Annotated in this window: 20 protein-coding genes, 3 tRNA genes and 1 pseudogene; 13 read left to right on the top strand and 11 right to left on the bottom strand. The window is 63.8% G+C overall.

The annotated features are described in order from the left end of the window. Positions 1-41: 41 nt before the first annotated feature. The gene (locus tag ACFMBG_RS05515) at positions 42-2,276 is read left to right on the top strand and encodes an AAA family ATPase (protein WP_421053712.1); all 2,235 of its coding nucleotides are present in this window, start codon (positions 42-44) and stop codon (positions 2,274-2,276) included. A gap of 1,053 nt (positions 2,277-3,329) precedes the next feature. Here ACFMBG_RS05515 and ACFMBG_RS05510 read toward each other — a convergent pair. Beyond that, positions 3,330-3,542 (bottom strand): annotated as a pseudogene (locus tag ACFMBG_RS05510) (PA0069 family radical SAM protein); the annotation flags it as partial. A gap of 251 nt (positions 3,543-3,793) precedes the next feature. Between ACFMBG_RS05510 and ACFMBG_RS05505 the strand changes: the two are divergent. Both ACFMBG_RS05505 and ACFMBG_RS05500 read left to right on the top strand, forming a co-directional pair. Beyond that, positions 3,794-4,492: a corrinoid protein gene (locus ACFMBG_RS05505; protein ID WP_421053711.1), complete on the top strand. Its 699-nt coding sequence runs from the start codon at positions 3,794-3,796 to the stop codon at positions 4,490-4,492. A gap of 1 nt (position 4,493) precedes the next feature. Continuing rightward, complete coding sequence (locus ACFMBG_RS05500) at positions 4,494-5,204, top strand: DUF1638 domain-containing protein (protein ID WP_421053710.1); 711 nt, start codon at positions 4,494-4,496, stop codon at positions 5,202-5,204. A 62-nt stretch (positions 5,205-5,266) separates the two neighbouring features. Here the strand turns inward: ACFMBG_RS05500 and ACFMBG_RS05495 are convergent, their stop codons facing one another. Continuing rightward, the gene (locus tag ACFMBG_RS05495) at positions 5,267-5,677 is read right to left on the bottom strand and encodes a SufE family protein (RefSeq protein WP_421053709.1); all 411 of its coding nucleotides are present in this window, start codon (positions 5,675-5,677) and stop codon (positions 5,267-5,269) included. Between the two features lie 135 nt (positions 5,678-5,812). Between ACFMBG_RS05495 and ACFMBG_RS05490 the strand changes: the two genes are divergently transcribed. After that, entirely contained in the window at positions 5,813-6,325 is a 513-nt protein-coding gene (locus ACFMBG_RS05490) for a hypothetical protein (protein ID WP_421053708.1), read from the top strand. A 178-nt stretch (positions 6,326-6,503) separates the two neighbouring features. Here ACFMBG_RS05490 and rnd read toward each other — a convergent pair whose 3' ends face one another. Then, positions 6,504-7,661, bottom strand: a complete 1,158-nt coding sequence (rnd, locus tag ACFMBG_RS05485; RefSeq protein ID WP_421053707.1) for a ribonuclease D — start codon at positions 7,659-7,661, stop codon at positions 6,504-6,506. A gap of 230 nt (positions 7,662-7,891) precedes the next feature. Between rnd and ACFMBG_RS05480 the strand changes: the two genes are divergently transcribed. Beyond that, the gene (locus tag ACFMBG_RS05480; protein ID WP_421053706.1) at positions 7,892-8,077 is read left to right on the top strand and encodes a hypothetical protein; all 186 of its coding nucleotides are present in this window, start codon (positions 7,892-7,894) and stop codon (positions 8,075-8,077) included. On the opposite strand, the gene purN is transcribed toward ACFMBG_RS05480, so the two are convergent. Both purN and purM read right to left on the bottom strand, forming a co-directional pair. Further along, a complete protein-coding gene (gene purN / locus ACFMBG_RS05475) occupies positions 8,074-8,670 on the bottom strand; it encodes a phosphoribosylglycinamide formyltransferase (protein WP_421053705.1) in 597 nt (198 codons plus the stop codon). The genes ACFMBG_RS05480 and purN overlap by 4 nt on opposite strands. Then, positions 8,667-9,713, bottom strand: coding sequence for a phosphoribosylformylglycinamidine cyclo-ligase (gene purM / locus ACFMBG_RS05470; protein ID WP_421053704.1), 1,047 nt, complete (start codon positions 9,711-9,713; stop codon positions 8,667-8,669). Before purM ends, purN begins: the two co-directional genes overlap by 4 nt. 159 nt (positions 9,714-9,872) lie before the next feature. Here purM and ACFMBG_RS05465 point away from each other — a divergent pair. Then, a tRNA-Ile gene (locus ACFMBG_RS05465) sits at positions 9,873-9,948 on the top strand. Positions 9,949-10,070: 122 nt separating this feature from the next. On the opposite strand, the gene ACFMBG_RS05460 is transcribed toward ACFMBG_RS05465, so the two are convergent. Next, positions 10,071-10,334, bottom strand: a complete 264-nt coding sequence (locus ACFMBG_RS05460; protein ID WP_421053703.1) for a spike base protein, RCAP_Rcc01079 family — start codon at positions 10,332-10,334, stop codon at positions 10,071-10,073. Positions 10,335-10,489: 155 nt separating this feature from the next. Then, positions 10,490-11,809 (bottom strand): ATP-binding protein, encoded by a 1,320-nt coding sequence (locus tag ACFMBG_RS05455; RefSeq protein WP_421053702.1) that lies wholly within the window; start codon positions 11,807-11,809, stop codon positions 10,490-10,492. 84 nt (positions 11,810-11,893) lie between these two features. Here ACFMBG_RS05455 and ACFMBG_RS05450 point away from each other — a divergent pair, with 84 nt between their 5' ends. The 3 genes from ACFMBG_RS05450 to ACFMBG_RS05440 all read left to right on the top strand — a co-directional run bounded on the left by ACFMBG_RS05450 (position 11,894) and on the right by ACFMBG_RS05440 (position 13,309). Beyond that, a complete protein-coding gene (locus ACFMBG_RS05450; protein WP_421053701.1) occupies positions 11,894-12,811 on the top strand; it encodes an MBL fold metallo-hydrolase in 918 nt (305 codons plus the stop codon). A 69-nt stretch (positions 12,812-12,880) separates the two neighbouring features. Continuing rightward, a tRNA-Asn gene (locus tag ACFMBG_RS05445) sits at positions 12,881-12,955 on the top strand. A gap of 279 nt (positions 12,956-13,234) precedes the next feature. Next, positions 13,235-13,309: transfer RNA gene (locus ACFMBG_RS05440), tRNA-Asn, on the top strand. 129 nt (positions 13,310-13,438) lie between these two features. On the opposite strand, the gene ACFMBG_RS05435 is transcribed toward ACFMBG_RS05440, so the two are convergent. Together ACFMBG_RS05435 and ACFMBG_RS05430 are read right to left on the bottom strand one after the other, a co-directional pair. Continuing rightward, positions 13,439-15,922, bottom strand: coding sequence for a hybrid sensor histidine kinase/response regulator (locus ACFMBG_RS05435; protein ID WP_421053700.1), 2,484 nt, complete (start codon positions 15,920-15,922; stop codon positions 13,439-13,441). A gap of 25 nt (positions 15,923-15,947) precedes the next feature. After that, positions 15,948-16,436 (bottom strand): putative pterin-binding protein, encoded by a 489-nt coding sequence (locus ACFMBG_RS05430; RefSeq protein ID WP_476703265.1) that lies wholly within the window; start codon positions 16,434-16,436, stop codon positions 15,948-15,950. 322 nt (positions 16,437-16,758) lie between these two features. On the opposite strand from ACFMBG_RS05430, the gene ACFMBG_RS05425 reads away from it, so the two are divergent. Beyond that, the gene (locus tag ACFMBG_RS05425; RefSeq protein ID WP_421053698.1) at positions 16,759-17,373 is read left to right on the top strand and encodes a response regulator; all 615 of its coding nucleotides are present in this window, start codon (positions 16,759-16,761) and stop codon (positions 17,371-17,373) included. Positions 17,374-17,401: 28 nt separating this feature from the next. Here ACFMBG_RS05425 and ACFMBG_RS05420 read toward each other — a convergent pair whose 3' ends face one another. Beyond that, complete coding sequence (locus ACFMBG_RS05420) at positions 17,402-18,631, bottom strand: cytochrome P450 (RefSeq protein WP_421053697.1); 1,230 nt, start codon at positions 18,629-18,631, stop codon at positions 17,402-17,404. A 171-nt stretch (positions 18,632-18,802) separates the two neighbouring features. Between ACFMBG_RS05420 and ACFMBG_RS05415 the strand changes: the two genes are divergently transcribed. The 3 genes from ACFMBG_RS05415 to ACFMBG_RS05405 all read left to right on the top strand — a co-directional run bounded on the left by ACFMBG_RS05415 (position 18,803) and on the right by ACFMBG_RS05405 (position 19,940). Continuing rightward, positions 18,803-19,150: a TfoX/Sxy family protein gene (locus tag ACFMBG_RS05415; RefSeq protein WP_421053696.1), complete on the top strand. Its 348-nt coding sequence runs from the start codon at positions 18,803-18,805 to the stop codon at positions 19,148-19,150. A 105-nt stretch (positions 19,151-19,255) separates the two neighbouring features. Next, positions 19,256-19,426: a YqaE/Pmp3 family membrane protein gene (locus ACFMBG_RS05410; protein ID WP_421053695.1), complete on the top strand. Its 171-nt coding sequence runs from the start codon at positions 19,256-19,258 to the stop codon at positions 19,424-19,426. Next, positions 19,419-19,940 carry a DUF4112 domain-containing protein gene (locus ACFMBG_RS05405; RefSeq protein ID WP_421053694.1) on the top strand — a complete coding sequence of 174 codons (522 nt, stop codon included), beginning with the start codon at positions 19,419-19,421 and terminating at the stop codon, positions 19,938-19,940. Before ACFMBG_RS05410 ends, ACFMBG_RS05405 begins: the two co-directional genes overlap by 8 nt. 61 nt (positions 19,941-20,001) lie before the next feature. Here ACFMBG_RS05405 and ndk read toward each other — a convergent pair whose 3' ends face one another. Then, positions 20,002-20,424: a nucleoside-diphosphate kinase gene (ndk, locus tag ACFMBG_RS05400; RefSeq protein WP_027237357.1), complete on the bottom strand. Its 423-nt coding sequence runs from the start codon at positions 20,422-20,424 to the stop codon at positions 20,002-20,004. Positions 20,425-20,540 lie beyond the last annotated feature (116 nt).

Here is a 20,540-nt window from a genome sequence, read left to right as displayed (position 1 = left end):
CGGGCGCCCGATCCCTTTTGCCCGTTCACAGGAGGCTTGCCATGAGCCAGCTCGATCTCTCCAAACCCCCGCGCCCCGATTGGTGGCAGTTCGCCGAAGACTGCGCCCGCCGCTATCATCTCTATTACAGAGAGCTACAGCTGGCGCGCCGCAAGACACTCAAAGAAGACGCGCCAGACGACAGTGCTGGCGCCGAGGAGCCCCTTGTGCCCCCTGCACCGGATCACCCCCATTCTTTGCTGCAGCATCTGAGCGAGCACCCGGACGCGCGGCATCTGCCGCCGGATCTTTGGGAAGCGCTGGAGCAGGAAGGCGCCGACCCATATGCCTGTGACGACACGGGCCGCTGGCTGCCGGACACAGACCTGCCGGCAGACAAGCTGTTTCTGCTGCTTCGGATTGCCGCGGCCTTCGGCTCCCCGGCTGCAGTGGATGCGCAGCTTGCCCGTGGCGCCGTGCTGATCCTGCGCAACATTCCTCCCTGCGGCTTTTCAAACATGGAAAATCTCCTCAACCACGCCCTGCTGCCGCCGGGCTGGCAGGCCTATGACGCCCGGCGCCAGGTGCAGCTGCCTCAGCGCGTGACCCTTGCTGTCCCCAGCGTCCGCGATGACGAGATTGAGCTGCGGCACTTTGATGAACTGCAGGATCTCATCATCAAAGGCCTGGCGCACAGCCAGCCTTTGTGGATCTGCTTGCCACATGAGATGGCACTGCCGGCGCCGCTGGTGGCGGAGCACTGTTACGAGCTGACACTGCCGCAGGTGGACGCGGATTTTCTGATCGCCCTGCTGCGTCAGACCCACAGCCGGACGGGCCGCATTGATGAAGCCGCCGCCCGCGCCGCGCTGCCCCCGAACGGCCAGTTGCAGGAGCTCTCCACCCCCGCACTCTTTTTCGCCCTGCGTGCGCCCACAGCGAAGAAGATGGCACAGCGCCTGTCCCAGGCACTTACCACCCCGGCCCCGCCAGAACCCGAAGCCCACGCGCCAAGGGAGGAGATCACAGGCATTGGCCGGTCCTATGACACCGCCCGGCAACTGGTTGCAGACCTGCGCCTGTGGGCCGAAGGCGAAGTGGCCTGGAATGAGATCCCGCACTCCTTGCTGCTTTTTGGCGCGCCAGGAAACGGCAAGAGCCATCTCGCCCGCGCGATGGGCCGGAGCGTAGGGGTCAAGTGCGTCGAGACCAGCTGCGCTGAATGGCAGGCCAAGGGGCATCTGGGCAACCTGCTGCTCGCGATGCGAAGAAGCTTCGACGAAGCGCTCAAGAATGCGCCCTGTATCCTCTTCATCGATGAGATTGACGCGATCGGTTCCCGCGACAGCGTCGGCGACAACAGTGCCAGCTACAGGCGCCAAGTGGTTGCTGGTTTTTTGGAGCAGATGGACCGCATCAGCCGGGAAGCAGGGATCATGGTCGTCGGTGCCTGCAACCATCCACAGCACCTCGACCCCGCGGTGCTGAGAGCCGGGCGGTTTGACATCAAGATCGAGATGCCGTTGCCAAGCATGGCGATGCTGCAGCACCTCCTTGCTGAGCGGCTGCAGGACGCGGTCCAAGAGGAGGATTTGCAGCAGCTGGCACGGGAATGTATCGGAAAGACCGCCGCCGACGTTGACGCCGCGGTGCGCTCAGCCCGCAGTGAAGCCCGGCACAGCGGCTGCCCGCTCGATCTGCAGCTTCTGCGCCGCCATCTGCAAGTCATGGAGCTAGAGGAGAACCACGACCTGCTTTACCGCATCGCCATTCATGAAGTCGGTCACGCCATCACCTCGTGGAGCTACGGCGAGACGATCACGCGGATCAGCCTGTCTCCATCTGGCGGCACAATTGGGCGGGATGTTCCCCCGAACGCGGGGCTGTCGGCAGACTTTGAATGCCAGCTGTATATCCACCTCGCAGGGCGGGCGGCGGAGCGGCTCATCTTTGGGTCTGTTTCAGCCGGTGCGGGCGGGGGCGCGACGTCCGATTTGGCACAGGCTGCGCGGATGGTCCTGGCGATGGATTTTGAACTGGGTTTAGGGGCCTTCGGCAACGGCTGGTTTGGACCGCAGGATCCCTCCCGCCTGACGGCCAGCGAACGCCAGCGCCTGCAGGAGCGGCTCGACTACGCCGAGGATCACGCGCGCGCGCTGCTGTACCCCCATCAGCAGTTGCTGCAGGACATGGCTGCAGACCTGGTGCAGAAACGAGAGTTCGATGCCAAGGCGGTCCGGTCCTGGCTGCGCGACGTGCCGCGCAAAAATGGCCCAGAGCCGGTCCTGGACCAGTAGATGCGCCCGCCAATCAAGCCGCTCCGCCGCGAGGTTTGCACAATTCTTATGGGCAATCTCCGGCGGCGCAGGCTGCGGTTGGTCCAAAATCCGGACCTGATCCGCGGGGAGCGCGAGATCAATCGTTGGCGTCAAAACCAACTGAGGGTCAAACCTGAGTGTGCGGTAGAAAAGGAATAGACTATGAACGCCGAAGTCCCCTCCCAGCAGATTGACCCTGAAGTTGCCGGCAAGATCGCCTTGTTGCGGGCGCATAAGCGGCGAGACCGCCGACAGATACGCGTCCCTGTACGCGACGAGGTCATCGGTCGCAGTGTCCCGCCAATCAATCTTGATCGCCTCGCACCACTCGAACCATGTGATCAGAGCGCGTGCCTTGTTTTCCCATGTTCTGATCGACCCTGATCTTGGAACGACCTGCTCATTCAACCAGCGGCAGGCCTGCTCGTGCAGGTGGCCATTTTCCCAGATTGCAGGATGGCCAGCACGCAGGGTTTCAAATGCGGAGGGATTTGCAAAGAATGTGTACAACGGAGCTATGTATCGCGACGGCAGTGTCCGGCACCTGACACTTAACCAACCCCAAAGAGTTCAGTCAAGCCGCTGAATTTAAATCATAATTTTGATTTTCGCACATTCCCCTAACTGTCTGATAAGCCCTATTTTTAAGGGCCTTCTTGTTGCTTTCCCCCACTGAACGTCGCTTTTTCGCAAAAATGCCCCACCGGGGACTGCACCAAGTATCGTGAATTTCCCGAGCAGGACCGCTTAGGTCAGGCTCGTCCCAGTTGGCCTGAGCTCGACCATAGTTCTCCTTCCGAACGCCAAGAGATCTCCATGTGGCTAGGCTTCGCAGAGAACGTGTTCATAAGAACTACGACCCCGCAATTTATGCGAGGACAAAAAGCCAACAGAGAGTCCTTGTTTGACAAGCAAAACGGAGGCTTGATGAACACTTTTTAGCATCTCAGCCCCAAAATACCCGCAAGATCAACCAAACCGAAGAACCCTTAAAAACACAGTTCGTCCATCCGATCACGCACCACATATTTCATGCTCGCAGCCGCGGTAGGGGTTGATCGACCGGTCGAACGGCAGGTCCGGCGACCGGTTGTAGGTGATCAGCGACCGCGCCGTCTCCTGCCGCACCTCGGTGGGAATCACCGCCTCCGGCGCCTCCTGAAACCAGCCGTCATCCACCGCATCGCGCGCTATGTCATAGCGGCCTGCCGCATTGCTGAGGCTGGCGCGCGCTTTGCGGCGCATGTGATCTGGCGTGAACGTCGGCGGCATGGACGCAAAATAACCACCAAAACGGAACAAATAAAGAACAAATGGGCGATTTCGAAGATTTCCATGCGGAATCTTCATTATTCTTGCACGGAAATTGTCTCTATACGTCGGTTAGAACAGCGGCAATGTCGCAAATAATGCAGTCCGCGGGCGGCATTCTGTCACAAAAGCTTCTGAAATAGGCCAACACCGGGGACTCCCCCCCGTCAGCAAGGATTAGGCGCATGTCGGACGAAGAAGACATCATCCTCTCGGAACTCGATGACGAGGAACTTGTTCAGCAGATGTTTGACGACCTCTATGATGGTCTCAAAGAGGAAATCGAAGAAGGCGTGAACATCCTTCTGGAGCGCAACTGGACTCCCTACGACATCCTGACCAAGGCTCTGGTGGGCGGCATGACCGTTGTCGGCGCCGACTTCCGCGACGGCATCCTGTTCGTTCCGGAAGTGCTGCTGGCGGCAAACGCGATGAAGGGCGGCATGGCCATCCTGAAGCCGCTGCTGGCCGAAACCGGTGCTCCGCGCGTTGGCTCCATGGTGATCGGCACCGTCAAGGGCGATATCCACGACATCGGCAAGAACCTGGTTTCCATGATGATGGAAGGCGCCGGTTTTGAGGTCGTCGACATCGGCATCAACAACCCGGTCGAGAACTACCTGGAAGCCATGGAAGAGCACAAGCCGGACATCCTTGGCATGTCCGCTCTGCTGACCACCACCATGCCCTACATGAAAGTGGTGATCGACACCATGGTCGAGCAGGGCCTGCGCGATGACTATATCGTGCTGGTTGGCGGCGCGCCGCTGAACGAGGAGTTCGGCAAGGCAATCGGCGCCGACGGCTATTGCCGTGACGCAGCCGTGGCCGTGGAAATGGCCAAGGACTTCGTTGCGCGCAAGCACAACTCGATGAGCGCCTGATTTGGCACGCAAAGGACGCGCAGCCCGCTTGACCGAGCGGGCTGCCTTCCGCCCACCCACCGGGCGGACGCTTGAGGAAAGCTCCCTCACCGAACAGGGCCTGGCTGCCCCTGAGAAAAAGACCGGCCGCATCCTGCTGATCGCCTGCGGCGCGCTTGCGCGCGAGATCCTTGATATCAAGGAGAAAAACGGGCTCGAGCACATCGACCTCACCTGCCTGCCCGCCAAGCTGCACCTGTATCCGGAGCAGATCACCGAAGCTGTCGATGGCGCCGTGGCCAAGCATTCAGCGGTCTATGACAAGATCTATGTGGTCTATGCCGACTGCGGCACCGGCGGCGCGCTGGAGCGCAAATGCGCCGAACTCGGCGTGGAAATGGTGGCGGGCCCGCATTGCTACTCGTTCTTCGAGGGCAACGACACCTTTGCCAAGCACGCCGATGAGGGCGAAATCACCGCCTTCTACCTGACTGACTTCCTGGTCAAACAGTTCGACGCCTTCGTCTGGCGCCCGATGGGGCTCGACAAGAACCCGGAGCTGCGGGACATGGTGTTCGGCAATTACACCAAGCTGGTCTACCAGTCGCAGATCAGCGACACCAGGCTGGTGGAAAAGGCCCGCGAATGCGCAGACCGCATGGGGCTGGCGTTCGAGCACCGCCACACCGGATACGGCGATCTGGAAACCGCCATTTCCCGCTGGGCCAAGTAGGCCCTTCATCTTTCCAAAAATACTCCGGGGAGCGCGAGGGGCCGGCCCCTCGCCCGCGCTGCTCAGGCCTGCGCCATCGCGGTTTCGCGGATCCGCTCGATCATCGCCCTCAAGCCGTTGGAGCGCTGCGAGGACAGGTGCTCATTCAGCTCCAGCCGCCCCAGCTCGGCCTTGGCGTCCACCGATGCCACCTGCTGCAGGGGCAGACCGTTGTACAGGCAGCGCAGCACCGCAATCAGCCCGCGCACGATCATCGCGTCGCTGTCGCCGTCGAACCGGAACACCCCGCCCTCGACCGTGGCATGCAGCCAGACCTGGCTGGCGCAGCCGTCAACCTTGGTGGCGGGCACCTTCAGCGCGTCGTCCAGCGGCTCCATCGACTTGCCCAGATCGATCACATGGCGGTAGCGGTCCTCCCAGTCCTCCATGAACTCGAAGTCCTCCACGATCTCTTCAAAGGCGGCTGTGGCCATCGTCCGTCTATCCTCAAAATCCGCATTCCGGGGCTGATCAGCACCTAAGCCCCTGCCCGCCCCATTTCAACCGCTTTTCAAGCTTCGGCCAATCGGGTAATCCCTTGCAAAGACATTTTGAATGGGCGGGGACAGATGCACAAACCATTGGCTCTTACATTGGCCTCAGCGCTGGTGCTGGCCGGCTGCGGCGGCTGGAAGGACTCGCGGGTCAACCCGTCCAACTGGTTCGGCAGGTCCGCCCCTGCAGAAGCGCCGGTGCCGGAAGGCACCAACCCGCTGCTGCCGCAGGAAAGCAACGCGCGCGGCATTTTCGCCAAGAAGCCGCCAGAGGACAAAAGCGTCCTGATCAGCCAGGTCACCGGGCTGCAGATCGAGCGCACCGCCTCCGGGGCGATCATCCACGCGTCCGGCATTGCCGCGCGCCAGGGTGCGTATGATGTCGAGCTGCGCAAGGCAGAGACGGCAGAGGACGGCGTTCTGGCCTATGATTTCCGGGTGACCTACCCGGAGGAGGCAACCGCCGCCGGCAGCGACTTCAGCCGCACCCTGCACGCGGCCCGCACGCTGTCAAAGCAGGATCTTGAGGCCATCAGCCTTGTCCGTGTGAACGGCGCGGAGAACGCTCGGGAAAGCCGCCGCCGCTGACCTCATACTCCGAAAGTAGATGAAGCGCCCGCTGCTGCGGGCGTTTTTGTCTCTGCAGCCAAACCCGCAGCCGTTTTCATGCGATGAAAACGGCCCGGAAAAATCGATTTTTCCGGGCCGGAAACCGCGCCGGTTTCCGGCGGGTAAGGCAGCACCTTCGAAGACGCGGAGTGCTGGCTTAAAGCTCCACCACCTGCACCGCCTGGCCCTTGGCGGCGAGACCGATCTTGCCTTCGCACAGCCGCAGGGCATCGGCGCCGAACACTTCACGGCGCCAGCCGCTAAGGGCCGGCACATCGCGCAGGCCCGCGGCAATGGCATCCAGATCGGCGCTCGGCGCGATCAGCTTGGCCGCTACGCCTTCGGCCTCGGTCTTTGCTTTCAGCAGCACCCGCAGCAGATCCGCCAGAGCCGGGTTCACCTGCAGCTTTTCCTTGCTGCGGTCCAGGCGGGGGAATTTCTCCGGCGGGCAGCTGGCGCCCTTGGCCACCGCTTCCAGGATCCCCTCGGCAATCGCGCCCTTGCGGGCTTCGCGCAGCAGCAGACGGGAGCCGCCCAGCTCCGCTGCGGTGCGCGGCTTGGTCGAGGCCAGCTCCACCAGCGCGTCATCCTTGAACACCCGGTTGCGCGGCACGTTGTTGGACTGCGCATAAGTTTCGCGGAACGCCGCCAGCTCACGGACGACCGCCAGGAACTTGCCGGAGTTGGTGCGGGTCTTCACCCGCTTCCAGGCCTCTTGCGGCTGGATGTCATAGGTTGCCGGATCGGTCAGCACCTGCAGCTCTTCCGCCACCCAGTGGGAGCGGCCGCTCTTTTCCAGCTCGGCTGCCAGGAATTCATAGATCTTGCGCAGATGGGTCACATCCGCCAGCGCATAGGTCTTCTGAGCCTCGCTCAGCGGGCGGCGCGACCAATCGGTAAAGCGCGAGGTCTTGTCCAGCCCCTGCTTGACGATCTTGCGCACCAGGGTTTCATAGCCCGCCTGCTCGCCAAAGCCGCAGACCATCGCCGCCACCTGGGTGTCAAACAGCGGTTTGGGAAAGACGCTGGCCTCGACCCAGAAGATCTCCAGATCCTGACGCGCGGCATGGAACACCTTGACCACATTTTCATCGCGGAACAGCGCGTAAAGCGGCTCCAGAGAGAGCCCATCGGCCAGCGGGTCCACCAGCACCGCGTCGTTTTCACCATCGCCGGCAAAGGCCAGCTGGATCAGGCAGAGCTTGGAATAATAGGTCCGCTCGCGCAGAAACTCGGTATCCACCGTGACATAGGGATGTTGTGCAGCGGCATCGCAAAAGGCCTGCAGCTCTTCGGTGGTGGTCAGGGTTTTCATCAATTACCGCTTTTCAATCTCAAGTGGGCCGGGCCGTGATACGCGCTTGTCCCGGGCAATGCAAACAGGTGCCGCGGCCGCCGTGGAATTCTGCTGCAGGCGGCGGCGCCACTGGCGCAGCAGTACCGCATTATTTCACGAATTGTGATGACAGCCGCATCAAACATTCATTTTCATGATGCAAAGGCACTCCCTAGATTGGTCTTGCATCGCTAACAGGAGAATGGATGATGACGGTATTCGACCTTTCCCCCGCACAAACCACCGGGATCACGCCGTATCGCGGGATGATTCCACTGCTGGCTGCTGTTGCGCTGCTGGTGCTGCTCGGCCTTCCCGCGCTGATGGCCCCGCCCGCGCAGGAGAATCCGCAAGACTGGCACGGCAACAGCGCGGCAGCGCAGCCGACACGCTAGGGCAGCTGCACAGGGGTTTTGTCGCCAGCCGCAAAGCGGCGCAGCACCGCCGGGTACAGCTTATGCTCCTGCACCAGCACACGCGCTGCCAAATCGTCCGGCGTGTCGCCGGGCAGGACCGGCACCCGGGCCTGGCCCAGAACCGGGCCGTCGTCCAGGCGCGGCGTCACCTCATGCACGGTGCAGCCATGCTCGGCGTCCCCGGCCTCCAGCGCCCGCGCATGGGTGTGCAGGCCCTTGTACTTCGGCAGCAGAGACGGGTGGATGTTCAGCATCCGGCCCTCAAACTGCGAGACGAATCCCGCGGTCAGAACCCGCATGAAACCAGCCAGACAGACGATATCGGCGCCCGCTTCGAAAATGGGTTTGACCAGCTCGGCCTCAAACGCCTCCCGGTCGCCCTTGAAGGGGCGGTGATCCACCACGGCGGTGGCCACGCCCGCGGCGGCAGCCTTGGCCAGCCCGCCGGCATCGGCATTGTTGGAAAGAACCAGGCAGGGCCGCGCCGGATGGTCCCCGGTCATGCTCTCCAGCAGCGACACCATGTTGGAGCCGCCGCCGGAAATCAGGATCGCGACCTTCTTGTGGCTCACAGCAGCTTGCCCGCGTAGCGCATGCCGGCGCCTGCGGTGACAGTGCCCAGGCGGGAAACGGTCTCGCCCTCGGCTTCCAGCACTTCGGTCAGCGCATCAGCGCGATCGGCAGAGACCGACAGGATCATGCCGATGCCGCAGTTGAAAGTCTTCAGCATTTCCGCTTCGGCAATGCCGCCGGTGGCTGCCATCCACTTGAACACAGGCGGCAGTTCCCAGGCGTTCAGGTCGATGTCGGCGCCCAGATCCTCGGGCAGCACGCGAGGCAGGTTCTCGGTCAGGCCGCCGCCGGTGATGTGGGCCAGCGCATGCACGCCCCCGGCCCGGACCGCCGCCAGGCACTGTTTGACGTACAGGCGCGTCGGGGTCAGCAGCGCCTCCCCCAGGGAGCCTTCGCCGAACGGGCAATCCGCATCCCAGCCCAGGCCCGAGACCTCGACCAGCTTGCGCACCAGCGAGTAGCCGTTGGAGTGCACGCCGTCGGAGGCGAGCCCCAGCAGCACGTCGCCTTCCGCCACGCCCTCGGGCAGCGCGGAGCCGCGCTCCATCGCGCCGACGGCAAAGCCTGCGAGGTCAAAATCGCCCTCGGGGTACATGCCCGGCATTTCCGCGGTCTCACCGCCGATCAGCGCACAGCCCGAGCGCACGCAGCCCTCGGCGATGCCCTCGATGATGCGGGCAGCGACGTCGGTTTCCAGTTTGCCGGTGGCAAAATAGTCGAGGAAGAACAGCGGCTCAGCACCCTGGCAGACCAGGTCGTTCACACACATCGCCACCAGGTCGATGCCGACTCCATCCACCACACCGGTGTCGATGGCGATCCGCAGCTTGGTGCCGACGCCATCGGTGGCCCCCACCAGGATCGGGTCGTTGTAACCGGCGGCTTTCAGATCGAACAGAGCGCCAAATCCGCCCAGCCCGCTGGCCACCCCGGGGCGGTTGGTGCGCTTGGCGGCCGGCTTGATCCGGTCGACCAGGGCGTTGCCCGCATCAATGTCCACACCTGCATCTGCATAGGTCAGGCCGTTCTTGCCGCTGGTCATCACTTGGCTCCTTCCAACACGTTGCGGCAGCCTTTAACGCAAGGCGAAACAGAAGGAAACAAGCGATTGCATCCCGGCGCAGAAGGCCGCGCCCGCGTCGGTGCGGTGCAATCGCCGCTTGACCTCCTGCCCGCCATTTTCTAACCACGGGACTATGGCGGGCCTGTAGCTCAACGGTTAGAGCAGAGCGCTCATAACGCTTTGGTTGCAGGTTCGAATCCTGCCGGGCCTACCAGATCAGCTGCCACAAGACCGGGCGCGGAATGTTTTCTCCGCAGAGCGGTCCTGTCCGGTCAAGCGCTGAAGGCTTCCGGCAAGGGGTACCCGCGCCATTGCTCCACTGGAACAGCCTTAGCCTCAATACCACCCTGCAACGGTTGCGGTGGTGCCGTCCGCCTCGACGCCGACAGCGGAGAACCCGATGATCTCCCCGGCCGTGACAGAATAGGTAATCACTGTTCCCGCCTCGTCACGCAGGCTGAGGTCACCCGATGCAAGCACGCGCAGCACCCGCGGCCGGACCGGCAGATCCACCCCGTTCTGAGGCGTGATGGCCAGGTGATGCGTGGCCGGGCTTTCCAGGCCGCGGCGATGGCTGGTGAACGGATCGATCTGAGGCATGAGAGAACTCCAAACAAGGTTTTGCTCAAGGGCAGCCTGCCCCGGGGTCAGAGTGATACCGGCAAAATGAGAAAATCAGGGAAAGCCGGCGTGCGGTGCAGCGCTGTTTCGCGCAACACCCTGACAGCCGGACCATTGCCGAGGCGGCTGCCAGATCAGCGGGCGATGACGATATCCGCCTTCAGCCCGCCCAGGTCGCCGCTTTCCCCCAGCCGCAGCGTCCCGCCATGGGCACGCGCAGTATCCGCAACGATCGCCAGCCCGAGGCCGACACCAGTGCCCCGGTTCTGGTTGCGCGCCGGATCCAGCCGGGTAAAGGGCCGGACCGCATCGCCGCGCTGCTCCGGCGGGATGCCGGGCCCGTCGTCCTCGACGCGGATGCGCAGGGACCGCTCCGTCAGCGCCACCGACACCCGGGCCTTGGTGCCATAGCGCACGGCATTGGAAATCAGGTTCTCCACGGCCCGCCGCACCGGCTGGCGCCGCAGCATCACTTCCCCTGCTCCGCTCATCTCGCCCAGCGACACATGGTTTTCCTGGCGCTGCCAGTCACGGATGATATTGCGCACCAGTTCGTGCGGGTCCACCGGTTCCGGTTCGCTCACGGCTGCCCCGCGGGAGAAATCCAGGAAGGCATCCAGCAGCGCCTGCATTTCGTCAACGTCGCGCAGCATCGGCGCGGCGTCTTCCTCGTCCAGCATCGCCAGTTCCAGCTTCATCCGGGTCAGCGGCGTGCGAAGATCGTGGCTTACGCCGGACAGCATCAGCGTGCGCTGTTCGATCTGCCGCTCGATCCGGGCCCGCATGTCCAGAAAAGCACTGCCCGCGGCGCGCACCTCAGTCGCTCCGCCGGGCGAATAGGGCACCACCCGGCCGCGGCCAAAGGCTTCGGCGGCATTGGCCAGCCGCTTGATCGGACGCAGCTGGTTGCGCATGTAAAGAAAGGAGATCAGCATCATCAGGAAACCGAACAGCAGCATGGTGACGATCAGCTGATGCGGTGCCGCAGCGGTCAGGCGGCGGCGGTCAAAGCTCAGCTCCAGCAGCCCGTGCGCGGTGCCGAAATAGACCAGCGCCCTGCGGTCTGCCGGGAATCGCGCGGCCAGGAACCCCGGCAAGGTCTTTGCCAGCTCGTCGCGCACCACCCGGCCCGAGAATTCGATCAGGCTGAACTGGTCCTCCGGCAGCGGCGCGCCGGGCGCCAGATAGCGCGCCTGCATGTTCAGCGGCTGCAGCAACGGCGTCATCTGCGTCAGCGCCGTCTCCTGGTCCGGCGCTTCATCCGCGACTTGCCGCAGCAGCTCGAACTCGCGCTGGATAGTGGCGGTCATCTGCACCGTCACGTCTTCCAGATCCCGCTTGATGAACACCACCGAAACAACGATCTGCAGCGCCACGATCGGCACCACCAGGATCAGGGCCGCCCGGGCGTAAAGGCTGCGCGGCATATATCGTTTGAGCCAATTGAAGGACATGGGCTAAGCCTATAGGGCGCCAGGAAAAGAGGAAAGACGGTCCGGCGGCGCATCAATGCAGGAAAACAGCAGCGGGGCAAGACCATGCAGGCACCAGATGATTTCAACCCGCAGCCCGGCCTGGCTGTTGAGCTGGAGCCCGGCCTGCGCCGCATTCTGGCGCCGAACCCCTCGCCGATGACCTACCGCGGCACCAACACCTATCTGATCGGCACTGCCGGCCTGGCGGTTATCGACCCGGGGCCGGACTCCGCGCCGCATCAGGAGGCGATTCTCGCCGCCGTCCAGCCCGGGCAGCGGATCACCCACATCATCGTGACCCACTGCCACTTGGATCACTCTCCGCTGGCACGCGGCCTGAGCCAGGCCACCGGCGCGCCCGTCCTCGCCTTCGGCGGCGCTGACGCGGGCCGCAGCGAAGTGATGTCCCGGCTGGCAGCCAGCGGGCTGGCCGGCGGTGGTGAAGGCATTGATACGGCGTTTGCCCCGGATATCACCGTTGGCGATGGTGAGATGATCAGCGGCGACGGCTGGGAGCTGGAGGTGATTCACACCCCGGGCCACCTCGGCAATCATGTCGCGCTGGCCTGGGGCGATGCGTGCTTCACCGCGGATCACGTGATGGGCTGGGCCAGTTCGCTGGTGTCGCCGCCGGATGGCGACCTCACCGATTTCATGGCCTCCTGCCGCCGCCTGCGCCAGCGCCAATGGCGGGTGTTTCACCCCGGACACGGCGCGCCGGTTACGGACCCTGCCGGACGGCTCGACTGGCTGATCGCACACCGGGAATCGCGCGAGGCCGCGATTCTGCAAGCGCTGGCCGAGGCCCCTGCCACCGCCCGTGCCCTGGCGGAGCAGATCTATACCGAAACCCCGCCCGCGCTGCTGAAGGCGGCTGAGCGCAACGTCTTTGCCCATCTCGTGGACCTCAGCGGCCGCGGCCTGGCGGCACCGCAGGGGGCCCTGTCCGCGGCCGCAGTATTCGAGCGGCATGGCGGCTGATTTTTTTTCAAAAAATGCCCCCCGCCCTCTGGACGCCCAATCCGGGGGGCGCTATACGGCACAGACCGTTCCGGCGTAGCTCAGCGGTAGAGCAGTTGACTGTTAATCAATTGGTCGTAGGTTCGATCCCTACCGCCGGAGCCATTCTCAAAAGCACCTGAAAACAGCCGCTTAGGGTATGACGCGTCCAGCAGGCGCCGCTTGCGCTCCCTGTGTCGCCCATCCTATCCCGACGGTGTGTCCGCACCGTTTGACCGCCAATTCCGGCATCTCCATTACCCCTGCCTGCGGTACCGCCGCTGCCGGATTTCCGCCTCCAGCCGCCAGGCGCAGCCCGCCGGAAACCGGGCGTAAAAAAATCACCCATAAGGCCAATTTTCCTCTGGACGCCACAGATTGGAACTCTTATACGACGCCTCACATTCCGGCGTAGCTCAGCGGTAGAGCAGTTGACTGTTAATCAATTGGTCGTAGGTTCGATCCCTACCGCCGGAGCCAGATTTCCAGGGGTCAAAGCAGAGATGCTTTGACCCCTTTTGGCTTTCCGCGATGGTGCGTCAGAGCTGCTGCGCTGCTCCGGTGCCCGGCAGATTTCCCGTCGCCGTAACACGGGGGTAGCGGCCCCCGTCAGGAACGCAGATGCGGCGCCAGGATCATTGCAGCACTGGCCCAGGCCTGCTGGAACGGCGCCAGCGGCGGGTCTTCTCCCAGTTCTGCCTTTTCGATGGCCAGCATTGCCGAGCGCAGATCCGACAGCCCCAGCACTGCCGCTGAGCCTGCCAGCCGGTGCGCCTCCTTGCGCTGGAGGTCCTCCAGCGCCGCAGAGCCCTGCAGCGTGTCCTGAAACTGATTCACCTCGTCGCAGAAGGACAGCAGGAAGCTGCGGGCCCGGTCCTGCCCCAAGGCCTCGAAGAACTGGCGAATGTCTGACTCATTTCTGGGCAGCGCCTTGACCCCGCGGCCGGCCCGGCGCGCGATCACATCGGCAAGCTCCGCCTTGTTGACCGGCTTGGTCAGCACCTCGGCGAAGCCGGCCTCCAGAATTCGGGTATGATCTTCGGCCGCTGCATGAGCGGTCAGCGCCACGATGTCGGTGCCCTCGGCCAGCTGCCCGCCGCGGATCCGGCGCAGTGCCTCGATCCCGTCCACTTCGGGCATGCTGATGTCCATCAGAATCAGGTCGAACCGGCCTTCACCGGCCGCGTGCACCGCCTCGGCACCGCCCGGCACCGCGGTGACCTGATGCCCCTCCTGGCCCAGCATGGTGGCCAGCAGCTCGCGGTTGATGTCATTGTCTTCCGCGATCAGCAGCCGGCAGGCTCCCTTGTGCCGGGGCCTGTCCTGTTCGGCCTGGCGCGGCGGCGCTTTCGCCGCAGGCAAGGCCAGGGAAATGGTGAACAGGCTGCCTTCGCCCGGCTCGCTCTCGCAGGTGATGGTGCCGCCCATCGCCTGCACCAGCCGCTTGGTAATCGACAACCCCAGCCCGGTCCCCTCGCTGCCCCGGCCATAGCTGGCATCCAGGGTAATGAAATCCTCGAAGATCCGGTCAACATCATCCGGTGCGATACCCTGGCCGGTGTCAGCCACGTTGAATTCCACAGTTTCCCCGTCCGGCAGGCGCATCACATCCACGCTGACCGCGCCTTCGCTGGTGAATTTCAAGGCGTTACCGATCAGGTTCAATAGCACCTGCTGCACGGCGCGGGGGCGGCCGGCGACCACGGGTTTGCCGCCCAGGCTGCAGTGCAGCGACAAGTCGATTCCCCGCCCCCTGGCACTGGCCTGCTGGCTTTCCACCAGGCCGCTGACCAGGTCTTCCAGATCGAAGATCCGCAGCTTTTCCGAATCGGCCCCGGATTCCAGCCGCGACAGCTCCAGCACGTCATTGACGTGATGCAGCAGCAGCTCGCCCGAGACCCGCATGGCCTGCAGATAGCGGCGCTGCTCCTGTGTCGGCCCGGTGCCTTCAATCAAGTCGATGGCCCCCAGCACCCCGGTCAGAGGCGTGCGCATTTCGTGGCTCATCACCGTCAGCAGGTTGTGCTTGGCCCGCTCGCCTGCCAGCGCGTCGTCGCGGGCGCGCCGCAGCTCCTCCTCCGCCTCGATCCGCTCGGAGATGTCGCGCAGGAAGCTGACGAACACCATGTCGGTGCCCGACTGGCTGACCGAGACAGACAGCTCCACCGGAAACAGTTCGCCGGACTTGCGCCGCGCCTCCAGCTGCAGCCGGCCCTTGCCTACAACCCGCGCCTCGCCGGTTTGCAAGTACCGTTTCATGCCGGCCCTATGCGCCTCCTGCAGATGCTCCGGCACGATCAGGTTGACCATCGGCTGGCCGACCGCTTCCTCTCTGCCGTAGCCGAAAACCGACTCCGCTGCGCCGTTGAATGCCTGGATCCGCCCGTCAGCGCCGACCACCAGGATCGCATCCAGCGAGGAGGCGATCATTGCCTCCATCCGCGCCGCGGCCCGGCTGCGTTCGATCGCCATCTGGCGGCCCTTGCGGTACAGCCGCCCTAGCAGCAGCGCCGCCAATGCCAGCGCCAGCACCAGGGCCAGAACCACCCAGCCCAGCCGGGACAAGATGGAGAACAGTTTCAGCCGCTTTTCCTTGGAATCGTGCACCTGCAGGACGACGCCGAACAAGGCCACTTCGCGTACGTCAGCGCTGTTGCTGTCCAGCTCCGCCGCAAGGTCCGGCACGCCGTGCAAGAGCGCCTGATCGCCGCTGTCCACCACCGCCGCCATCCGGTCCAGCCGGTCCTGCATCGCCTGCAGCAGCCCCGCCCCGGCCCGGCTGCGGCGCAGGTCTTCGAACAGCGGGCTTTCGCGGAAGGTGGTGATCCGGCTGTAGTAGATATCGAACTGGCGCCGCAGCCGGGGCAGGTCGGCGGCTGTATTGGCGGCCAGTACCGCGGCCTGCAGCTTCAGATGCTCAACCTCGGCCTGGGACAGGTTCCACTGCATGTTGTCGGTCGCCGCGGTCGACAGCCCGTCCAGCTCGTGCAGAACCTGGTGGCCCAGCCGCACCGATTGCGCCGCCAGCGCCGCGGCGATGGCCAGTACCAGCGCCAGAACCCAGCGCGGCACCGATGGAAACCCGTGCAGCATCAGCAGCCATCCCCCTGCCCGGCTGTCATTGACGGATCACGATCCGGTCCAGCTGCCAGATGCTGCGCGAATAAATCTCCTCCGTCCGGTAGGCCGGGTTGCTGTCGTAGGGGTAGACCACCCACAGCGGCCCCTTGTTGCGCAGCGGCATTTCCGCGCCATTGCGTTCAAAGGCGACAATCGGCCCGCCCTCAACCGCGTCCGACACCGGGATTTCCACCGAGTAATCATTTACAGCATGCGCCACCAGGTGGCCGCCGCTGACGCCCATCTGCTGCACCAGAACCGCCAGCGGCACGCCGGTGAACTGTTGCGGGCCGGTGGTCCAGATGGTTTCCGTCTCGATGGTGACCGGCTCAAGCGCGCGCAGATCCTCGATCGTGTACTGCGCCGCAGGCTCTGCCTGGCCGTCCACGCGCACCGACAGCAGCACCTGCGGTTCGTCGCCCGCCAGCACTGCAGCTGCGCAGGCCATGACCACCATGGCGGCCAGCGCCGCAGCCCGTGACATCATCCCTCTCATTTTCTGCTCTCCTAATGCCAACATCCATTCACCCGGAAACATGCCACATTGGCGCGGCCCGGAAACCGGCACCGGAGGATAGGGTCCTGACCTTCCGTATAGGGTGCCCAGCCTCAAGCGTAGCGCCAGCACCCTAATGTTGGCTTACCGGCCTTCGCCCTGCCGGGGTAGTATCACTCATATGCCGGCGATTTGACAGGAGCAGTAAAAAATGCCCTCTTTTAACGCAGCCCCGCAAACCAAGGTTGACAGTTTCGAAACACTTGTGGCTGTAGACTGGGACCGTGAGTTGCAGAACAGGTCCAGAGGCATCATGCGAATTTTGCTGGCAGACGATCACGATATGGTTCGGGAGACGATCTCCGCCTACCTCAAATCCGAGGGCGGCGCGGAGGTGGCGCTGGCCACCGACCTGCCCGGCGCGATCGAGCAGATTTCCGGCGAGGGGCCGTTCGACCTGGTACTGCTCGACTACAATATGCCCGGCATGATGGGGCTCGACGGGCTGGCCAAGGCGCTGGCGGCCAATGGCGGCAAGGGCGTGGCCATTCTGTCCGGCAGCGCGCCCGCCCGCACTGCGCAGGAGGCGCTGGATGCCGGTGCCATTGGCTTCATCCCCAAGACGATGGGGGCGCAATCGCTGCTGAACGCGGTCCGCTTCATGAGTGCCGGCGAAATCTATGTGCCGGTCGACCTGATGCGCGAAGAAGCCGCGGCCAGCACCCACCCGCTGGCCCAGAAGCTCAGCCCGCGGGAGCTGGAGGTGCTGAACGGGCTGAGCCGCGGATTGTCGAACAAGGAAATCGCCCGCGAGCTGAACCTGCAGGAAGTGACCATCAAGCTGCATGTGCGCACCCTGTGCCGCAAGCTGGATGCCAAGAACCGCACCCAGGCAGCGCTTACTGCCAAGGAATCCGGTCTGTTCTGACCCGGGCCCGTGCCCCGTGGACCAGTGATCAGCGCAAACTGGCCGGCAAGGCTGCATACCCCCTGAACCGGATCCTCCCGCCCGGCACCCGCCCAGGCAGCAGCCGGTAGTCCGGGAAGCGGTGCAGGAACCGCTCGATCGCGATCTTCCCCTCCAGCCGCGCCAGCGTCAGCCCGACGCAGACATGCGGACCGCCGGCAAAGGCAAGATGCCGGTTCGGGCTTCGGGAAATATCGAACACCTCAGGTTTTTCAAACACCTCCGGGTCGCGATTGGCGGCACCGATCACCAGATGCAGATTGGTTCCTGCCGGAACAAGGTGCCCGCCGATCTCCACCTCCGCGGTGGTTTCCCGGTTGCCCAGCTGATTGGGGGAGCGGAACCGCAGCATCTCCTCAACCGCGGGCTTGATCAGCTCCGGAGTCTCCAGCAGCCACCGCTTCTGCGCCGGATATTCATGCAGCAGCGCCAGCCCGTTGCCGATCAGGTTGGTGGTGGTCTCATGGCCGGCATTCAGGATGAAGATGCAGTTCTGAATCAGTTCGATCTCGCTCAGGGTGCCCTCTGCCCCCTCCCCGCGGATCAGCCGTGTCAGCACATCCGTCTCGATATCCCCGGGGCTGGCCCGGCGATGGGCAATCAGACCGCTAAGGTACTCCTTGAATTCCTCGACCGCCCGGTGACCCGCCGCCAGCTGCTCCGCACTCAGCACAGGCTCCAGCGCACCCAGGATGGCCAGCGACCAGTCGCGAAGCGGCGCGCGCTCCGCCATCGGCACATCCAGCAGGTTGCCGATGATCTGGATCGGGATGGAGGCGGCAAAGTCCTCGATCAGATCCGCCTGATCCCTGCCCGCCATCTCGCCCAGCAAATGATCCACCGTGGCGATCAGCCCCGGCTCCATCTTGGCAATGGCCCGCGGGGTCAGGGCCGAGGTCATGATCTTGCGCACCCGCGTATGAAGCGGCGGATCGGAAAACACAAGGGAGGTGGTGTGATGCTCAAACAGCGGCGAGCCCGCGCCGTATTTAGGACCAAACACCTTCTTCTTATCCGAGGAAAACAGCGTGGTATCGCGGTATATCCGGTCCAGATCGGCATGACGGCAAATCAGCAGCGACCCATCCGGCTGCGGCAGCACCGGAGCGTCGCGCAGCAAGGCGTCGTAAAAGGGAAACGGATCCTCCGCAAATCCGGCTGGCGGGTTCGACAGATCAAAACCCTCCACATTCACAGGTGCTTGCTGGCTTTCCCTCATCTCCGCCCTCCTGCCGGTTCCGCTTTCCCTGCCCGCAAGGCTTTCCGCCGGAAATGCGACTGTCAATCAGGCAAAGCGCCGAAGGACCCAGCGTCAGGCCGTGCCTGCGCGGTTAACGAACATGGCAGTTTCAGGCGTGACAACCAGGCTCTCACCGGATAGAAACAAACCATGAACACAGCCATTTCCTCCATCCGCAACCTTGGTCCCGCTTATGAGGAAGCCTGCCACCGGGCGGGAATCGCCTCGGCTGAGGAGCTGCGCGCCATCGGTCCCGATGCGGCCTATGCCCGGCTGCTGCAATCCGGCACCCGGCCGCATTTCATCGGCTATTACGTTCTGGTGATGGCGCTGCAAGGCCGCCCCTGGAACGATTGCAAGGGCAAGGAAAAGGAGGAGTTGCGCAAACGCTTTGATGCGATCAAGGCCGAAGCCCGGCCGCAGCACAGCTCGAAACTGCTGGCAGAGCTGGACGCCATCGGCGTCCGCGCCGCGCCTTCCGACCTGAAACCGCTTTAGGCCGCGCCAGCTGCGAACCAGACCTGCCGCACCGGCTCCTGTGCAACTTTTCCGGGGTTCAGCCGTTAACTCTTCAGGAATGAGAGCAACAGAGGGAGTTCCGGCATGGACCTGATCCGTATCATCTTCGCAGTGCTGCTGCCGCCGCTTGGCGTCTTTCTCCAGGTCGGCCTGGGCAAGCACTTCTGGCTGAACATTCTGCTGACCATCCTGGGTTACATCCCCGGCATCGTGCACGCGGTCTGGGTCATTGCGCGGACACCCAGCCATGCCTGATCTGCCGCAGTATCACGAAGAAAAACTGCAATCGCTTGAGCGCCTGGCACAGCGGATGGACCGGGCGTTCCGAATTCCGGGCCTCGGCCTGCGGGTTGGTTGGGACAGCATCGCCGGCCTGGTTCCCGGCATCGGGGACGCCCTGGCGCTGGCCCCCGCCGGATACATCCTGTACTCGGGCTACCAGATGGGCGCCTCTGCCGGCACCCTCGCCCGGATGGCGGCGAACACCGGTATCGACGCCCTGATCGGCTCCGTGCCCCTGGTGGGCGACCTGTTCGACATGGCCTGGAAGTCAAACACCCGCAACACAGACCTGCTCCGCCGCCACCTGGAGGAAACCGCCTCAAAGGGTGAGCCGCTGCCCAAGCGCCTTGGGCGCCGGGCGTTTTCAAAGCTGACCGCACCGCGCGAACTGGGGCGCTCGCTGTCTTACTTGGAAACCAGGCCCGCGCCGCCGCAGGATCAGCCCGCGATACGGCAGCACCCGCTGAACCGCTACCTCGACCCATGAAAAAAGGGGCTGCAAGCCTGAAGCTGCAGCCCCTTCCGATGTCAAACGGTGATCCGGAGGATCAGCCGACCAGCTCGATGCCGGAGAAGAAGTAGGCGATTTCCACGGCTGCGGTTTCCGGCGCGTCGGAACCGTGCACGGAGTTTTCGCCAACCGATTCAGCGAACTCGGCGCGGATGGTGCCGGGGGCTGCGTCGGCCGGGTTGGTGGCGCCCATCACTTCGCGGTTCTTGGCAATGGCGTTTTCGCCTTCCAGCACCTGCACAACCACCGGAGCGGAGGACATGAATTCGCACAGTTCGTCGTAGAACGGACGCTCGGCGTGCACTTCGTAGAACTTGCCTGCCTGCTCCTTGGTCATGTGGATGCGCTTCTGCGCCACGATGCGCAGGCCGGCTTCTTCAAACTTGGCATTGATCTTGCCGGTCAGGTTGCGGCGGGTTGCATCGGGCTTGATGATCGAGAAAGTGCGTTCCAGAGCCATTTGGCATTCTCCTGATTGATGGGCCGCGGGGCGTATCCCCGGGCCGGAAACTCCGCGCGCCGCGTAACATGGCTGAACGCGCTTGGGAAGACGTTTTCAGACTGCGCGCAAGCGCG

Origin of the sequence: Leisingera coralii, from assembly GCF_049056525.1 — a bacterium.
In the GTDB taxonomy this organism is placed as follows: domain Bacteria; phylum Pseudomonadota; class Alphaproteobacteria; order Rhodobacterales; family Rhodobacteraceae; genus Leisingera; species Leisingera coralii.
The sequence above is the reverse complement of the archived record's forward strand: the minus strand, read 5'-3'. Positions and strand labels throughout refer to the sequence as shown.

What these genes read in the sequence shown, in the direction of transcription:
- ACFMBG_RS05515 (WP_421053712.1), top strand. Translation starts at nt 42, where the DNA reads ATGAGCCAGCTCGATCTCTCCAAACCCCCGCGCCCCGATTGGTGGCAG.
- ACFMBG_RS05505 (WP_421053711.1), top strand. Translation starts at nt 3,794, where the DNA reads ATGTCGGACGAAGAAGACATCATCCTCTCGGAACTCGATGACGAGGAA.
- ACFMBG_RS05495 (WP_421053709.1), bottom strand. Translation starts at nt 5,677, where the DNA reads ATGGCCACAGCCGCCTTTGAAGAGATCGTGGAGGACTTCGAGTTCATG.
- ACFMBG_RS05490 (WP_421053708.1), top strand. Translation starts at nt 5,813, where the DNA reads ATGCACAAACCATTGGCTCTTACATTGGCCTCAGCGCTGGTGCTGGCC.
- rnd (WP_421053707.1), bottom strand. Translation starts at nt 7,661, where the DNA reads ATGAAAACCCTGACCACCACCGAAGAGCTGCAGGCCTTTTGCGATGCC.
- ACFMBG_RS05480 (WP_421053706.1), top strand. Translation starts at nt 7,892, where the DNA reads ATGACGGTATTCGACCTTTCCCCCGCACAAACCACCGGGATCACGCCG.
- purM (WP_421053704.1), bottom strand. Translation starts at nt 9,713, where the DNA reads ATGACCAGCGGCAAGAACGGCCTGACCTATGCAGATGCAGGTGTGGAC.
- ACFMBG_RS05460 (WP_421053703.1), bottom strand. Translation starts at nt 10,334, where the DNA reads ATGCCTCAGATCGATCCGTTCACCAGCCATCGCCGCGGCCTGGAAAGC.
- ACFMBG_RS05455 (WP_421053702.1), bottom strand. Translation starts at nt 11,809, where the DNA reads ATGTCCTTCAATTGGCTCAAACGATATATGCCGCGCAGCCTTTACGCC.
- ACFMBG_RS05450 (WP_421053701.1), top strand. Translation starts at nt 11,894, where the DNA reads ATGCAGGCACCAGATGATTTCAACCCGCAGCCCGGCCTGGCTGTTGAG.
- ACFMBG_RS05435 (WP_421053700.1), bottom strand. Translation starts at nt 15,922, where the DNA reads ATGCTGCACGGGTTTCCATCGGTGCCGCGCTGGGTTCTGGCGCTGGTA.
- ACFMBG_RS05430 (WP_476703265.1), bottom strand. Translation starts at nt 16,436, where the DNA reads ATGATGTCACGGGCTGCGGCGCTGGCCGCCATGGTGGTCATGGCCTGC.
- ACFMBG_RS05425 (WP_421053698.1), top strand. Translation starts at nt 16,759, where the DNA reads ATGCGAATTTTGCTGGCAGACGATCACGATATGGTTCGGGAGACGATC.
- ACFMBG_RS05420 (WP_421053697.1), bottom strand. Translation starts at nt 18,631, where the DNA reads ATGAGGGAAAGCCAGCAAGCACCTGTGAATGTGGAGGGTTTTGATCTG.
- ACFMBG_RS05415 (WP_421053696.1), top strand. Translation starts at nt 18,803, where the DNA reads ATGAACACAGCCATTTCCTCCATCCGCAACCTTGGTCCCGCTTATGAG.
- ACFMBG_RS05410 (WP_421053695.1), top strand. Translation starts at nt 19,256, where the DNA reads ATGGACCTGATCCGTATCATCTTCGCAGTGCTGCTGCCGCCGCTTGGC.
- ACFMBG_RS05405 (WP_421053694.1), top strand. Translation starts at nt 19,419, where the DNA reads ATGCCTGATCTGCCGCAGTATCACGAAGAAAAACTGCAATCGCTTGAG.
- ndk (WP_027237357.1), bottom strand. Translation starts at nt 20,424, where the DNA reads ATGGCTCTGGAACGCACTTTCTCGATCATCAAGCCCGATGCAACCCGC.